This window comes from Stenotrophomonas sp. ASS1, assembly GCF_004346925.1.
Lineage (GTDB): Bacteria > Pseudomonadota > Gammaproteobacteria > Xanthomonadales > Xanthomonadaceae > Stenotrophomonas > Stenotrophomonas maltophilia_A.
In genome coordinates this window covers 2,739,936-2,754,483 of the sequence record NZ_CP031167.1, presented here as the reverse complement: position 1 = coordinate 2,754,483, position 14,548 = coordinate 2,739,936, and the positions used below count along the sequence as shown (strand labels likewise).

Annotated in this window: 14 protein-coding genes; 11 read left to right on the top strand and 3 right to left on the bottom strand. The window is 61.0% G+C overall.

What is annotated here, in order from left to right; all coding sequences use genetic code 11:
* Positions 1-8 precede the first annotated feature (8 nt).
* The 11 genes from MG068_RS12895 (at position 9) to MG068_RS12840 (ending at position 11,612) form a co-directional block, all read left to right on the top strand.
* Positions 9-2,456, top strand: a complete 2,448-nt coding sequence (locus MG068_RS12895; protein WP_132810391.1) for a VirB4 family type IV secretion/conjugal transfer ATPase — start codon at positions 9-11, stop codon at positions 2,454-2,456.
* Positions 2,453-3,304, top strand: coding sequence for a hypothetical protein (locus MG068_RS12890; protein WP_010484866.1), 852 nt, complete (start codon positions 2,453-2,455; stop codon positions 3,302-3,304). The genes MG068_RS12895 and MG068_RS12890 overlap by 4 nt, the downstream gene beginning before the upstream one ends.
* Positions 3,305-3,365: 61 nt before the next feature.
* Positions 3,366-4,511, top strand: a complete 1,146-nt coding sequence (locus MG068_RS12885; RefSeq protein ID WP_010484868.1) for a TrbL/VirB6 family protein — start codon at positions 3,366-3,368, stop codon at positions 4,509-4,511.
* Between the two features lie 39 nt (positions 4,512-4,550).
* On the top strand, positions 4,551-5,090 hold the full coding sequence (locus tag MG068_RS12880) for a DUF4189 domain-containing protein (RefSeq protein ID WP_080356581.1): 540 nt from the start codon (positions 4,551-4,553) through the stop codon (positions 5,088-5,090).
* Between the two features lie 531 nt (positions 5,091-5,621).
* Positions 5,622-5,960 carry a DUF4189 domain-containing protein gene (locus MG068_RS21245; protein WP_343144041.1) on the top strand — a complete coding sequence of 113 codons (339 nt, stop codon included), beginning with the start codon at positions 5,622-5,624 and terminating at the stop codon, positions 5,958-5,960.
* 42 nt (positions 5,961-6,002) lie between these two features.
* On the top strand, positions 6,003-6,443 hold the full coding sequence (locus MG068_RS12870; protein ID WP_343144040.1) for a hypothetical protein: 441 nt from the start codon (positions 6,003-6,005) through the stop codon (positions 6,441-6,443).
* A 39-nt stretch (positions 6,444-6,482) separates the two neighbouring features.
* Positions 6,483-7,025, top strand: coding sequence for a DUF4189 domain-containing protein (locus tag MG068_RS12865; RefSeq protein WP_125893923.1), 543 nt, complete (start codon positions 6,483-6,485; stop codon positions 7,023-7,025).
* 421 nt (positions 7,026-7,446) lie between these two features.
* Positions 7,447-7,914 (top strand): DUF4189 domain-containing protein, encoded by a 468-nt coding sequence (locus MG068_RS12860; protein ID WP_343144039.1) that lies wholly within the window; start codon positions 7,447-7,449, stop codon positions 7,912-7,914.
* A gap of 733 nt (positions 7,915-8,647) precedes the next feature.
* The gene (locus MG068_RS12855; RefSeq protein WP_010484878.1) at positions 8,648-9,184 is read left to right on the top strand and encodes a hypothetical protein; all 537 of its coding nucleotides are present in this window, start codon (positions 8,648-8,650) and stop codon (positions 9,182-9,184) included.
* A 57-nt stretch (positions 9,185-9,241) separates the two neighbouring features.
* Positions 9,242-10,246, top strand: a complete 1,005-nt coding sequence (locus MG068_RS12850) for an XVIPCD domain-containing protein (RefSeq protein WP_132810390.1) — start codon at positions 9,242-9,244, stop codon at positions 10,244-10,246.
* 97 nt (positions 10,247-10,343) lie between these two features.
* On the top strand, positions 10,344-11,612 hold the full coding sequence (locus MG068_RS12840) for a hypothetical protein (protein ID WP_240792075.1): 1,269 nt from the start codon (positions 10,344-10,346) through the stop codon (positions 11,610-11,612).
* 54 nt (positions 11,613-11,666) lie between these two features.
* On the opposite strand, the gene MG068_RS12835 is transcribed toward MG068_RS12840, so the two are convergent.
* Genes MG068_RS12835 through MG068_RS12825 form a run of 3 tightly spaced genes read right to left on the bottom strand, consistent with a single transcriptional unit; the run spans position 11,667 to position 14,342 of the window.
* Positions 11,667-12,995, bottom strand: a complete 1,329-nt coding sequence (locus MG068_RS12835) for an XVIPCD domain-containing protein (protein WP_132810389.1) — start codon at positions 12,993-12,995, stop codon at positions 11,667-11,669.
* A complete protein-coding gene (locus tag MG068_RS12830; RefSeq protein WP_132810388.1) occupies positions 12,992-13,645 on the bottom strand; it encodes a hypothetical protein in 654 nt (217 codons plus the stop codon). The genes MG068_RS12835 and MG068_RS12830 overlap by 4 nt, the downstream gene beginning before the upstream one ends.
* A gap of 40 nt (positions 13,646-13,685) precedes the next feature.
* Entirely contained in the window at positions 13,686-14,342 is a 657-nt protein-coding gene (locus MG068_RS12825; RefSeq protein ID WP_206138647.1) for a hypothetical protein, read from the bottom strand.
* Between the last annotated feature and the right edge of the window lie 206 nt (positions 14,343-14,548).

Below are 14,548 nucleotides of genomic sequence, written 5' to 3'. Positions count from 1 at the left end.
GCAGTCGTATGTTCAGTCCTGACACCTCCATCAGTGAGTTCATCCCGTTGTCGTCGCATGTCGCCCCGAACGTGGTCAAGACCACGGGCGGCGACTACCTGCTGACCTGGCATCTGGAAGGGCTGCCGTTCGTCGGCCGAGAGGAGTGGGAGCTCGAGCATCGCCACAACACGTTCAACCGCCTGCTGCAGACCCTGCGCGCACCGGACTTTGTCAACGTGGCTTTCTGGGTGCACGACATCCGTCGCCGCCGCACGCTGAAGGGCAAGAGCAGCTACAAGCAGCGCTTCAACCAGGACGTGTCCGACCAGTACATGGGCATGCTGTCCTCGCAGCGCATCATGCAGAACGAGCTGTACCTGACCATGATCTACCGCCCGGTGGTGGCGGGTAAACGCTTCGTCGAAAAGTCGGCGAACGTGGAGAAGCTGCGCGCCGAGCAGGAGCAGGCGGTAGAGAAGTTGATGGAACTGGCCGGCAACGTCGAGGCCGTGATCCGCGACTACGCGCCGTATCGCCTGGGTATGTACGAAGCCAAGAATGGCGTTGTGTTTTCGGAAACGCTGGAGCTGTTCGGCTACCTGATCAATCGCATCGACGAGCCGGTGCCGGTGCTTTCGGCACCGATCAAGGATTACCTGCCGGTCAGCCGCCATATGTTCTCGGCCAAGACCGGCGATTTCGCGATCAATACCCCGAATGGTGCCAATCACTACGGCGCCATTCTGAACATCAAGGAGTATGCCGAGGGGACCTATCCGGGCATCCTCAACGGTCTGAAATATCTGGACTACGAGTACGTCATCACCCATTCGTTCAGCCCGATGGGGCGTCAGGATGCGCTGAAGGTGCTCGACCGCACCAAGGGCATGATGATCTCCTCCGGCGACAAGGCGGTCAGCCAGATCGTCGAGCTCGACCAGGCCATGGATCAGCTGTCGTCGGGCAACTTCGTGCTGGGTGAATACCACTTCATCATGGCGGTCTACGGCGACACGCAGGCCAAGCTTTCGCAGAACGTCGCCTCGACCCGTGCCGAGCTGTCAAACGCCGGATTCGTGTCGACCAAGGAAGACCTGGCGGTTACCTCGTCCTTCTATTCGCAGCTGCCGGGTAACTGGCGCTACCGCACTCGCCTGGCCAATGTCAGTTCGCTGAACTTCCTGGGACTGTCGCCGCTGCACAACTTCGCCACCGGCAAGCAGCACAACAATCCGTGGGGCGACTGCGTCACCACGTTGCAGACCACCAACGGCCAGCCGTACTACTTCAATTTCCACGCGACCCATCCGTCGGAAAACTCGCTGGGCGAGAAGGCGATCGCCAACACCATGGTGATCGGCAAGTCCGGTACCGGTAAGACCGCGCTGATCAACTTCCTGCTCAGCCAGGTGCAGAAGTACGAGCCGTCGCCGACCATCTTCTTCTTCGACAAGGACCGCGGTGCTGAGATCTTCGTGCGGGCCTGCGGAGGTAACTATCTGGCCCTGGAGAACGGCGCGCCCACCGGCTTCAATCCGTTCCAGTGCGAGAACAACGAAGCCAACGTGCAGTTCCTGGCCGACCTGATCAAGGTGCTGGCCGGCAAGCGCGAGTACAGCGCACGCGAGGAAGAAGACATCTACCGCGCCGTGGAAAGCATGCTCGATACGCCGATGCATCTGCGCAGCATGACCAACTTCCAGAAGAGCCTGCCCAACATGGGCGACGATGGCCTCTACGCGCGCATGCGCCGTTGGACCTCGGGCAATTCGCTGGGCTGGGTGTTCGACAATCCCGTGGATACCGTTGACCTGAGCAAGGCCAACATCATCGGCTTCGACTACACCGACATCATCGACAACCCTGAAGTGCGCGTGCCGGTCATTAATTACCTGCTGCACCGCCTGGAGTCGCTGATCGACGGCCGTCCGCTGATCTATGTGATGGACGAGTTCTGGAAGATCCTGGATGGCGAGGGTGGCCTGAAGGAGTTCGCGAAGAACAAGCAGAAGACCATCCGTAAGCAGAATGGTCTCGGCATCTTTGCCACACAGAGCCCGGAGGACGCGCTGAAGAGTGATATCTCCGCCGCCCTGATCGAACAGACCGCTACCCTGATCCTGCTGCCGAACCCGAATGCCAGCAAGAGCGACTATATGGATGGCCTGAAGTTGACCGAGGCCGAGTTCAATGTGGTTACCGCCTTGGACGAGCGCTCGCGTTGCTTCCTGGTCAAGCAGGGCCATGCGTCCAGTGTCTGCCAGCTCAACCTGCGCGGCATGGACGACATCCTGTCGGTGATCTCGGCGTCGACCGACAACATCGACATCATGCATCGTGTCCTGCAGACCGCCGCCGTGCGTGCACGCGTGACGGTGGATGAGCTGACGCCGGAACAGTGGCTGGAAGATTTCTACAAGAACCGCAAGGGCTCCGGAAAGCCCGCATCCAACAGTAAGGAGGTTGCAGCATGACTGTCGCAACAGACGTGAACGCAGCAAGCCCCTTGAATTCGATGGAGAAGAACATGGAAACCACTGCCCGTACTGCCAAGACGCCGAGTGCAGTCTCCCGGCTCCGTTCCACCGCCATGGCGATTTCCGTCGCCGCATTGCTCAGCTTCCCCGTGAAGGGATACACCATCCCGGTGGTTGAGGTTGGCTTGAATACCTTCAACAGCACGCTGACTGAGGTCCATACGCTTGCCGCTCAGGGGGAAGCCTTGCTCGAGTACAGTACCCAGGCGCAACGGTTTCTGGAAACAACTCAGAACTGGGCGCAGAAGCTGGCGAAGTTCAATCAGATCATCGCCTCGCCACTGATGCCTCAAGGCGTGAAGCTGGAGCCGGTTCCGCTTGAGTGGAATGTCGCCGAGCGCTGCGGCGCCGGCAATATCATGAGCCTGAGCGGTATCCTCACTGCGTTGGACTTGAGCCCGGGTGGGGACATCATCGCCCAGCAGCGCAACATCTGCGCTGCAATCCAGGTCATGGAGAATCAGAAGTACAACGAGACCGTGGAAGTTGTGCAGAAGACGATGCCCGACATGCGCAAGGTGCTGGACAGGATCAAGGATATCCGCGATCTGTGGAGCGGCGAGGGTGCGATGGCAGAGGCCTCCGCGAATGCAGTCGTTTCTGACGCCTATATGCAGGCGGATTTTGCGACCTGGGAAAAGAAGACTGAAGGGTATGACAAGCAGATTCAGGCGCTGACCAAGATGCAGCAGATTCTTGCGCAGCGCGCATTGAAGGGTACCGGTCAGTCACCTCTCGGTACCGTAGTGAAGGCCGCGGCACTGAAGGCAGCGCTCTCCAACTGATTAGACGCTGCTCCGGTCGAGCTGCAATCACATTCTAGGTGAAGTTATGGATCTTGGGCTGATGGATGGCATGTTGGGGCAAGGCCCCCTGCACATGCTGCAGAATCTGCACGCGTCATCCTCAATTGGTGACTTTGTGTTCTTCCGGCTGATCCTCGATTACCTGCATAAGGAAATCGCGGAGTACGGCGTCAAGCTGCTTGGACGCATGATGGCGTGGGTCGGTGGCATTGCACTGACTCTCATGACGCTCTGGGTGCTGATTCAGGGTTTCCGGATCGCCACCGGTCGCAGCCGCGATTCGATGATGGTGCTCGTGACCAACATGGCCAAGGCCGCGCTGATCGTGTCGGTTGCCACGACCATGGGTATGTTCGGTCGCGAGATGCATGGCTTTCTCATCAATGACGTGAAGAACGAGATCACTTACGTCGTGACCGGGAAGAAGGACTCACCGGAGGATCTGATCGATGAGAACCTGGGCTACATGCAGCTGGCGCTATCCAGCGTTGACGCGCTGGACGTGATGAGCGACGTGACGCTGGACAACGCGAAGACCCGTGCCATGTGGTTCATTGGCATGGGTACGGGTGGTCCGGCAGTCACAGCTGGCTCAATGCTTTTGCTATATGAGGTCGCGCTGGCGTTGTTCATCGGCCTGGGGCCATTGTTCATCCTGTGCTTGCTGTTTGACCAGACCAAGCAGCTGTTCCAGAAGTGGCTGCTCTACGGCATAGGCACGATGTTCTCCATGGCGGTTCTGGCAGCGATGACCGGCATCGCGATGAAGATGGTGTCCAAGGTTGCGTTCGCCTTCTGGGGAAGCACGTTGACGGGCACGCTGATGGGTCAGAATTTCAGTGAAGGTATGTCGAGCATGGCACTGCAGCAAGGCGGCATGGGCCTGATCCTGACCACGCTGATTCTGACTGCGCCCCCAATGGCGGCGATGTTCTTCCAGGGAACATTGGGCAGCTTCATGGCATATTCGCAGATAGGCGGTAGTGCAGTACCGGCATCGCCGGGCCCGAATGGTCAGCCGCCGGGTTCGACGGGAGGCGGACAATACAAGCCGAACGCACCGGCGACTCACGAATCTCAACCGATGGGTGTAGGCTCTGCAGTCACTCCGAGATTGCAGGGTGCCTTTGACTCTCCGCCACCATCGTCTGGGCTTAGAGGAAATGCGAATGGCAGCGTTGCATAGCGAGTTCGATATGCATGATAAAGGTGGAGTTGGCGGGCGATGAAAATTCTTGTATCGCAAGCGATTCTCGCCAGTTCTTTGATCTTGGGCGTGGCATATCAATCCTTTGCCGAAGGTAATTGCCCTCCTGGTTACTACCCGATTGGGGGGCAAGGGGCACGGGGGTGTGCGCCTATACCCGGGGCCGCTAGTGGAGGTGGTACCACAGCGGAGATTCAGCTTGCCAGTCCTACTGGCAAGTGGGTGCGAACCTGGGGGGCGATAGCGTCTTCCAAGAACACTCAAGACGCAGGAGTGTCGACGGGAAAGAGAGCCAAAGAGCTGGCAGAGCAAGAGGCTCTTTCCAAGTGTGCATCGGGAGGAGCGCGTGACTGCAAGGTCGATTTGGCCTACTTTAATCAGTGCGCTTCTTGGGTCGTTCCAAGTGGGCGTTCTGGGGGCGGGCAGTCGGGAGTGGGTGGTGGGCCCACGCCGGAGCGAGCGCTATTTGTGGCCCAGTTAATGTGCAGGAATGATCAGCCAGGAAAATGTGTGGAGTTCTATGCCAACTGCACGAAACCGATTTTTGAGGAGTTCTAGTTCTCTTAAATAGTTAATTGATGGCCTCGGAAATTGCCATGCCAAATAGCCGCTGGTGGGCGCTATTGGCGATTCGCCTTCTACGAGCGATAGGGCGTGAGGGGCGCCACGTGTGGTGCTGTACCGCGTTACGACTCAAGCGGCAGCGCCGTGTGTGTTTCATCGAGCGACTGGAGCTGCCGGCTTCGCGCGGTATGTGCTCTGATGGAGTGCAATGTAAAGCGGCCTGTTCCGCTTGTTCTGAGTCGATCTATGAGACGAAGGAAATGTCAATCGCGGTGCCGTCTAGCTGGTCCAATGAGAAGGGGGTGAGGACAGTTTCATGAATGGAGCAAAGCAATGGGTGATTCTTTTCTTCTTTCTTCTCGTCTCATTGACCGAAGTTGCGTTCGCTGAAGGCAATTGTCCGCCAGGGTATTATCCAATTGGAGGTCAGGGCGCCCGAGGTTGCGCCCCCATTCCAAGTGGCGCACCGAGTAGCACATCGAGTGGCGGGGTTTCCGAATTGCCCGCAAACTCTCCTACTGGGCGATGGACCAAGACATGGGGGCGATTGCTGAATCGAAAACGACTCAGGACGCGGGCACCTCTGTCGGTAAGCGATCCAAGGAGGAGGCTTCTCGTGAGGCAATTTCAAAATGCGGATCAGCTGGTGCCGCTGATTGTTCGGTTAGCTTCACGTATCAAAATCAGTGTGTCTCGTGGGTCATTCCAAGGGGGCGTTCTGGCGCAGGTCGTGCCGGGATTGGATCTGGTCCCACGCCCGAAAGGGCAAAATTCAACTCGCAAGCCATGTGCAAGAATGATCAGCCGGGATATTGCGAAGAGATCTATTCGGACTGCAGTAAACCGATATTTGATGAGTTCTAAGTTGCAGGCTTATGTCGCGCCCTGATATTCCGGTCCATTGATGTGACCGGCATCGCGATGAAGATGGTGTCCAAGGTTGCGTTCGCCTTCTGGGGAAGCACGTTGACGGGCACGCTGATGGGTCAGAATTTCAGTGAAGGTGTGTCGAGCATGGCACTGCAGCAAGGCGGCATGGGCCTGATCCTGACCACGCTGATTCTGACTGCGCCCCCAATGGCGGCGATGTTCTTCCAGGGAACATTGGGCAGCTTCATGGCATATTCGCAGATAGGCGGTAGTGCAGTACCTGCATCGCCGGGCCCGAATGGTCAGCCGCCGGGTTCGACGGGCGGTGGTCAGAGTTACAAGCCAGAGGCACCGTCCTCAGCTGCGGGATCTCAGTTGGGTGGAGGACAAGCGGTAATGCCAAGATTGCAAGGTGGACATGAGCCTCAGCATCCGTCTTCTGGCCTCAGAGGGAACGCCAATTCAGGAGTTGCCTAGTTTGATCGCTTGGCTGGAGACGGTGGAGGTACGTTCGCTATGAAGTTGATTGCACATTGGGTATTGCTCGCCTCGTGCCTGCTGCTATTGGGTGGTGTTGATCGTGCGTGGGCAGAAGGAAACTGCCCGCCCGGGTATTACCCTATTGGCGGGCAGGGCGCGCGCGGATGTGCGCCGATTCCGGGAGGTGCCACTGGAAGCACTGGCTCCTCTGAGATCCGTCTCGCAACTCCGACTGGCAAATGGACCAAGACCTGGGGGGCAATTGCGGAGTCGAAAAGTACTCAGGATGCAGGGGTTTCAACGGGGTTGCGATCCAAGAATGAGGCCGAGCGCGAAGCAGTTTCAAAGTGTGGAGCGTCAGGTGCCCGGGACTGCACGGTCAGCATGAGCTATTTCAACCAGTGTATTTCCTGGGTCATTCCAAGCGGACGATCCGGTACTGGACGTGCGGGACTTGGGACAGGGGCTACCCCCGAGTTGGCGCTTGTCGCTTCGGAAGCAATGTGCCGCAATGATCGCGCAGGACGGTGTGAAGTGTTCTATTCGAACTGTACCAAGCCTTTGTTTGATGAATTCTGATCAAGGGCATGCGGCAAGGAATATCAGAGCAATGGCACACCAGGAGGTACACGCGCCGGTCGAGTCAATGCGTTGTCTGAGTACCCCAAACGGTCAGCCAAGCGCGCACCTCCCGAGCATCGCCGGGCCCGAATGGTCAGCCGCCGGGTTCGACGGGCGGGCAGAGCTATAAACCGAGTTCGCCTTCTGTGACGCAAGCTGATGTTGGTGGTGTGGGGCAGGTGGTCAGTCCACGATTGTATGGCGGAGGCGATTCGGTGCCGTCAGCCTCTGGTCTTAGGGGGAATGCCAATTCCGGTGCCGTCCAGCTGGTCCAATGAGAAGGGGGTGAGGACAGTTTCATGAATGGAGCAAAGCAATGGGTGATTCTTTTCTTCTTTCTTCTCGTCTCATTGACCGAAGTTGCGTTCGCTGAAGGCAATTGTCCGCCAGGGTACTATCCGATTGGAGGTCAGGGCGCCGGCGGTTGTGCCCCATTCCAAGTGGCGCACCGAGTAGCACATCGAGTGGCGGGATTTCCGAATTGCCCGCAAACTCTCCGACGGGGCGGTGGATAAAGACTTGGGGGGCAATCGCCGAGTCCCGGTCTACTCAGGACGCAGGAGCATCGACTGGCCTTCGGTCACAGCTAGCGGCAGAGCAAGAGGCGTTGCGGAAGTGCAGTTCAACTGGTGCCGCCGATTGCTCCGTCAGTTTGGCGTATCGAAATCAGTGTGTGGCTTGGGTCATTCCAAGTGGGAAGACGGGTCGTGGAATGTCGGCGCTGGGGCGTGGTGCTACGCCGGAAATGGCGCTGATAATGGCGCACTCCAAGTGCAAGAATGATGTGAGCGGGAAGTGCGCGGTGCTGTATGAAAACTGTACCAAGCCTATTTTTGAAGAATTTTGATGTAAATGTGTCGGCGGGCTCGCTGGTATAGTCTCGAAGAATGTTGTCGTTGGAGAGCCACGGCATAAAATGCTGCGCGCCTACTTCCGGCTGAATGTGTCTCAGCAGTCTCTTCTACTGCGCTGATGTTCACTGGGACGGAATGCGTTAATGCTAGTACGGTAAGCTGGGCAACTTAGATTGCCTTGCGGGACTGCAGAGCTGCGGCGGGAGCACAATGCAGATCCGTCTACGTCGCGTGTGCTATTCCACTTTTCAAGAGATATCAGGCGTACGCGGCCGGACGCTGCCCGAGGCGGAGGAAAAGGCAGTGGGAGAATGTATCGACGCCGATGCGAAAGCCTGTCCTCTGGCATTCAACAACTGCATGTGAAGCTACAGGCGATTTGGGGGTGTTGCGCCGCCTGCGCCCGTCTTGCTTCGTGGATGCGGTCCCCGATTCTGTGACTGGTAGCGCCATTTCAAGCTTTCGATCTTCGACGCAAGCGACCTCCTCGCGCTAAGCTCTCCTGGCGTCAGAAAAATGACGCTTCGGCGCTACCGATTGCAGGAGCTTTCCCGTCCATGAGGACCCTGTCCCTCCGCTCAACGGGTGACGCATGCCACCGACGCTGCCATGGTGCTCCCGGAGCTATCATCCGCATCTGCAGGGTGACTGGCGTGACTGGGCAACGCCACTATGCCCGCCTACGACGCGAGCATCGGCGGGACGATATTGAAGGAGTGGGAGGGGATGGAAGACAGGGTTGGCGCACACATGGACGATGCCCTGGCATTTGTTCCGTCCGGTGCGAACCTGCTGGAAGCCGTCAGGGGCGAGCTCAACGGCGATGGCATCGAGTATCAGCTGCTGGTCATCGACCAGCCGACGCCGGAAGGGCTGGTGCCCGGCCAACACGGACCGAACCGGGTGCTGCTGTTGCTACGCGGTGACGGGCGCGGGCGCTGGCAGCTGGCCGCGCGCAACGACAAGCTGGTGCCGTGTTCCACCCGAGGTGGCTTGGCCGGCGACCCTTTTGCGTATGCAATGGTCGAGGAGGGCACCTTCAGCGTGATCACCAACGGCGGTAGCCGCGAGCGCTGGAGCAGCACCTACCGGTTCCGCTATGCGCCCGCGGACAAGGCCTGCTGGGTGGACGGGGTGAGACGCAAGGTCGTGGATATCGAGACCGAAGCGACCAACATCCGGGATTACTCGGTGGCGGAGCTGGGCAGGGTGCGGTTCGAGGACTTCGACCCGTCCAGTGTCGCGGAGGTGTCGCTTCCATGAGCCAAGCTCCAACCGGCGGAAGGGAATCCGCGCTGATGAAGATTCAGGAGTTGCACTGTGTCGACCGATAGAGAGTCGCAGCTGTTGCGGCAGGCGACCAAAGCCGGCATCGACTCCCCGCTTGAACTGGCCAATTTCATGGCCCAGGCAGGGCACGAGTCGCGCGGCTTGAGCCGGCTCAATGAAAGTTTCAACTTCACCCGGGGAATCTCGCAGATCCCGGTGGAAGCTGCGTGGCGCAATGGCAACGCTGCGTTGGAGAGCGCCCGCCAGGAAGCGCTGCGTGGCCGCCCGGAAAACCTGGCTGAGCTGATGTACGGCGGACGCATGGGCAATGATGTGCCCGGCGACGCATTGAAGTACCACGGCCGCGGCTATCTGCCGTTGGTCGGCAAGGAGAATTACGAGCGTGCCGGCAAAGCGCTGGATCTGGATCTGGTGAATCAGCCGGAACTGGCCGCGCAGCCCGCGCACGCAGGCCGTATTGCGGTGTGGCAGTGGCAGACGCGAGTACCGGAGGCGGCGCGCGAGGATGTGCGCGAGGCAACACATGCGCTCAATGGCGCGTTCAATGGCATTGAGGCTCGCCGGCAACGCTTCGAGGTCTGGCAACAGAAGCTGACGCCGGATGTGATGGCGCGGCTGGAGCGGGGTGAGGTCGGTGCGCCGGCGCAGAGTGTTGCCCGAGACATGTCGCAGACCGGTGAGCCCGGCAACGCGTTGTTCGAGGATGCACGCCGACGCCTGCAGCAGATGGGAGCACAGAGTGGACTGCGCAGCGTACAAGAGCTCGACAATGCCGCTGGCGCATTGGCGCTGGGGGCGCATAAGGCCGGCCTGTCGCGCATCGATCATCTCCTGGCCGGCAATGACGGTCGCACGCTGTTTGCGGTACAGGGTGGGCTGGGCGATCCGGCCATGCTGCGCGCATCGGTCGATCGCGAGCAGGCGGCGCAGCAGCCGCTGGCGCAGAGCAGCCAGCAGTTGGCTGCCAGTGTCGCCCAGCAGGACCCGGCGGCCGCGCTCGCCCGCGAGCAGGAGCAGCGTTCTCGATCCCTGTAACACCTGATGCCGGCGGGCAGGGGACCCGCCGGCGCTTTACGTACGACGCGTGGCGCCCTGTGGCGCCGACATGGAAACCCACTCGGAAGGACACCACATGCGAATCGTTCCCTCGAATGCCCGGCACGCCGCTGTCTGCTGCAATGCATCCGTGCGCCGCCTGCCGCCGCTCTGGCTTCTGTCACTTGGACTTGCCGCGGCGTCGGCTCAGGCTCAGGAGACAGCGGCGCCCGTCGTGGAGGCGCCCATCGCCGCCGAGGCGATCGTTGACGCGCCTGCAGGGATGGCACCTGTTGCAGCGCCCATGGCCACCGAAGCCGTTGTCGCGGCGCTGGCTCCCGATGTACCGGCTGCCGTGACACCTCCTGCGACACCAGTGGTGGACGCGCAGCCGGCGCCGGCTGCAGACCCGACGCATGTGCCCGTTGCGCCCGCAGCGGCGGCGCCTGTCGCTGCACCGCCTGCTGTCGTCGAGCCAGCCGTCCCGGCGGTAGCTCCCGCGCCACCCGCCTTGGTCATCGCGCCGTTGCCGCCCGAGCAGGCGACCGAGCGTGCGCTTGGCGCCCGCTGCCCGGTGGATCTTGCTGGGCGGCTGGCGACGCAGGGCGAGCTGCTGATCGGCGCCTGCCAGGGCACGATGCCGGCGCATCTGGCCGCGCTGCTGGTCGCGCTGCCCCAGCAGGACATCCACCTGCCGCGCAGCTGGCGCGAGCGTGAGGTGCAACAGAAGGTTTGGTTCAAGGCGGTGCCGGGCTACGGCCAGCGCCCGGACTTCATCGCGCGGATGGGCGACATCTGGGTGCGCTCGCTGGAAGGACGCGACGCCGACAGCACGTTCTACCTGGTGTCGGCACCGTTCACCTGCAGCGACCGGGTCGCCAACCGCGATGAGTACGGCGCGGAGCCGGTACGTGTGCCAGCGGGTGACTGCCGCGAGGCCTATGTGGCCCAGCGTGTGTACCAGGTTCGCGGGGACGCCGCGCCGAGGGATGTGACCGCCGATGTCATGCCGTCCATGCCCCAAGTGACGGAGGCCGATCGTGCTCGGCAGCTGTCGCGCGACGGCCGGATCAGCTTGGACCACAGCAAGCTGCAGTACGGCCCGGCCATGCGGTGGTTCGTGCAGTACCCGGAGGCAGCGCAGAAGGGCGGTCCGCGTGCCTACAGTGACTGGAACCGCGAGCACCTGGCCTTCGTGGTCTGGACTGGGGATCGCTTCGAGTTGCGCGAAAAGGTCGCGCGGGCGCAGTGGCCCTGTGATCCGGTAGCACCGGGCGATCGCGCCTGTGGTGGCTTCCCGGATTCCGGGCCGGATCTGTTCGTGACCGCCGGTGCGTCCGCGCCGGTCGTGGCCTCCAGCCCCTGAGGCAGAGGGCCGAAGTGACGCGGGAGCCGGAATGACCGGCTCCCGCGCTGTTCATCAGGCCTGCATGCTGCGGGTCTGGTTCTGCTGTTGTTCCAGTTGCTGATCGCGGTCCTGTGCCAGGCGCTGTCCCGCGGCTTGCTGATCAATGCGCTGGCTGCTCTGCTCCAGCGGGGTGTTCATCGCCACGGCCGTGTCCACCGACACGCGCAGATGCGCCGGGTCGCCGCCCAGGCCCTGCACCGCGAAGCTGCGCGAAGCATCGGCATTCATCACCACCTCGTCGATGCGCTTGCCGCCTGCAGCGTGCATCTCCGCCGCCAGGCTACCGGCCAACTGCGTACTCATCACATCCGGCACGCGGCCGACGCGAACGTCCTGCGCATGCACGCCACGGATCGCGTCGTTGAACAGCGGGTTGCCCAGGTGATTGGCATCGTCCATGCGCAGCATGCTGGTGTGATGGCCGTTCTTCTCTGCTTCGCGGCGTGCTGGTTCACCGGGCTGCAGCGGGCCGCGGATGTGGTCGTACAGATCGATGGCGCCGCCAGGGATGCCGCGTGCCGCGCGGGTGACGCCACGACGCAGTGATTCCACGTCGTCGCGGTACTCCTCGATCATCTTGGCGTTGTCTTTCGCCAGCTTCTGCGTTTCCGGGTGCTTCAGCACCGAGCCTTCGTTGAGGAAGTTGCCCAGTTTGTGCGCGCCGAATGAACTGGTGGCCGCGATGATCGGACGGTCTGGAATCAGATCACGCAGGGCGTGATTGCTGAAGCCATTTGCCGCGAGCGTCTTGATCTCATCGGGCTTGGCGTAGATGCGGACCTGGCCGAAGTGCGGCGAGGCGGCGCTGACCGGATCGGAAGCCATGACGTGGTTGATCATGGTGTTGCCGCCTTCCGGAATGCGGTAGCTGAGGCTGACCGCGCCGTAGGCGTTGAAGGTCTCGCCCTTGACGTTGAAGTGGTGCGAGGTGATCTGGGCCAGGGCACCGCCGAGGGAGTGGCCTGTGACGGTAACTTCGGGCGGACGTTGTCCGAGATCCTGCCCTTCCTTCTTGGCGTAGGCGAGGGCGCGTTGAGTCAGCGCGATGGCGTCCGGAGCCTGCACGTTGGTGCGGGCGACGACCATGCCACCATCGGTCAGAATTGCATCGCGTGCGATCTGTTCGGTGCCGCGATGTGCGACGACAATTTCATTGGTGTCGACTCGCTGGTAGATCGTTCCCTGATAGCCGTTCAGTCGATTATCAACATGCTCAAGAATCTTGTACTTGTGGCCGTTGATCGGGACGATCTCTTCTTGACCAGGTGCACGACGACCGACCGCATAATCCTTGTATGCATCTTCGGATAGTGCAGCATAGTCCTGGCTGTTGAGGCTCATTGGCGCACCTCACTGGCTTCAAGCGAAGCGGAGAACAGCGCATTCTGCAGTTCAGGCCGGAACTTGGTGGGATCTTCCTGGCCGCTTGCGCCGTAATCAGGAATCTCGTTCACACGCGGATAGTCTGCGCGAGGATAGTGGCGAGTTTCGGTCTCGCCTTTGACGAACGGCGCTGCCTCAATGAACGACAGGAAGCGCGTTTCACCCTCGGCGCCGGTGGCTTTCAGCATCGCGCCGGCGCCGCTGAATTCCCACTTGCAGACGCCACGACCGTAGTAGTCCTCATCCAGCATCCGGTCGAGGTACACGGTGCCGCGGTATTCGCCGTCGGCGACCTTGCGCAGCTCCACCGGTTCCTGGCTGGTGATGCGTGCGGCGGTACCGGTGGCCGGTTCGATGTGCCCGCACTGGTCTTCGTTGGTCACGTCGTACTGCGCGACACCTTCAACCACCGCGAACTCACCGGGTGCATCCTTCAGGCGCAGCACCAGTTCATAGGCCTTGCGCGGGCTGGGGTTGAGCTTGGCGAGGCCACGCCCACCCTGGGCGACATCGGCTTCAGCAGCGGCACGTTCCTGGTTCATGGCGGTCTCCGGATTGCAGGCGGTCAATAGAAGCAGAGCAAGGCACGGGATCATCTTGTGGCGCAATGTCGGCCTCCTTGGGGGTAGGAATGGTTGAACTGGCAGCTCATGGCGCGAGTTTCTGCACAGTGGTGGTGGTCGAGAACAGCGCGTCGCGCAGATCTTCGCTGTACTCTGATGGATTCTCCTCGCCACTGGCGCCATAGTTGGCGACGGTGGCGGCGAGTGGATAGATCAACTTTGGGTAGTAGAGCGTCAGAGGAGACTCGTTCTCCATGCGCTCCTTGTCGATGAACGTCAGGAATCGCGTATCCGCCTCGCCGGTCGTAGCGCGCAACATCGCACCGACTCCCGTCAGCGCCCAATGGCAGACACCACGCCCGTAGTAATCCTCGTCCTGCATTCGGTCGAGGTAGAACGTGCCGCGGTATTCGTTCTCGCCCACCTGGCGCAGTGCGATAGGTTCCTGACTGGTGATGCGGCCCGCAGTGCCCGTTGCAGGTACGATCCGCCCACATGCTGCGTAGTTGCGTGCGTCGTACTGGGCAACGCCCTCGACCACCGCGAAGGGACCGGGGGCATCCTTCAGTATCAGCACCAGCTCGTAGCCCTGCTTTGGTGCAGGATTGAGTTTGGCCAGGCCGCGCCCACCAGCGGCGACGTCGCGCTCGGCATCAGCATAGGGCGAGCATGCGGCCAGTGGGATAAGGGCGAGCAACGCCAGCAGCGGCTGCCTTTTCCTTTCAGGGAGCGCTACTCCCATGGCCTGATCCTGCATCGTGCGTCCATGTCCATATATCCTTCCTGGGTGACAGGTTTCTCGATTATGGAGCGTGTCAGGAACGCTGCGCCACCGCCGCGACGGCTTTTTGACGCGCCCGATGCGGTGTATTCCGGCGAATCGATTGCAGCACAGGGGATTCGGGCGTCGCGTTGGCCTTGCTGGCAGGGGCTGCTCGCGGTTGAATC

Coding starts and splice junctions, on each gene's coding strand:
- MG068_RS12885 (WP_010484868.1), top strand. CDS start 3,366: ATGGATGGCATGTTGGGGCAAGGCCCCCTGCACATGCTGCAGAATCTG.
- MG068_RS12895 (WP_132810391.1), top strand. CDS start 9: ATGTTCAGTCCTGACACCTCCATCAGTGAGTTCATCCCGTTGTCGTCG.
- MG068_RS21245 (WP_343144041.1), top strand. CDS start 5,622: ATGGACCAAGACATGGGGGCGATTGCTGAATCGAAAACGACTCAGGAC.
- MG068_RS12890 (WP_010484866.1), top strand. CDS start 2,453: ATGACTGTCGCAACAGACGTGAACGCAGCAAGCCCCTTGAATTCGATG.
- MG068_RS12825 (WP_206138647.1), bottom strand. CDS start 14,342: ATGGGAGTAGCGCTCCCTGAAAGGAAAAGGCAGCCGCTGCTGGCGTTG.
- MG068_RS12865 (WP_125893923.1), top strand. CDS start 6,483: ATGAAGTTGATTGCACATTGGGTATTGCTCGCCTCGTGCCTGCTGCTA.
- MG068_RS12840 (WP_240792075.1), top strand. CDS start 10,344: ATGCGAATCGTTCCCTCGAATGCCCGGCACGCCGCTGTCTGCTGCAAT.
- MG068_RS12880 (WP_080356581.1), top strand. CDS start 4,551: ATGAAAATTCTTGTATCGCAAGCGATTCTCGCCAGTTCTTTGATCTTG.
- MG068_RS12835 (WP_132810389.1), bottom strand. CDS start 12,995: ATGAGCCTCAACAGCCAGGACTATGCTGCACTATCCGAAGATGCATAC.
- MG068_RS12855 (WP_010484878.1), top strand. CDS start 8,648: ATGGAAGACAGGGTTGGCGCACACATGGACGATGCCCTGGCATTTGTT.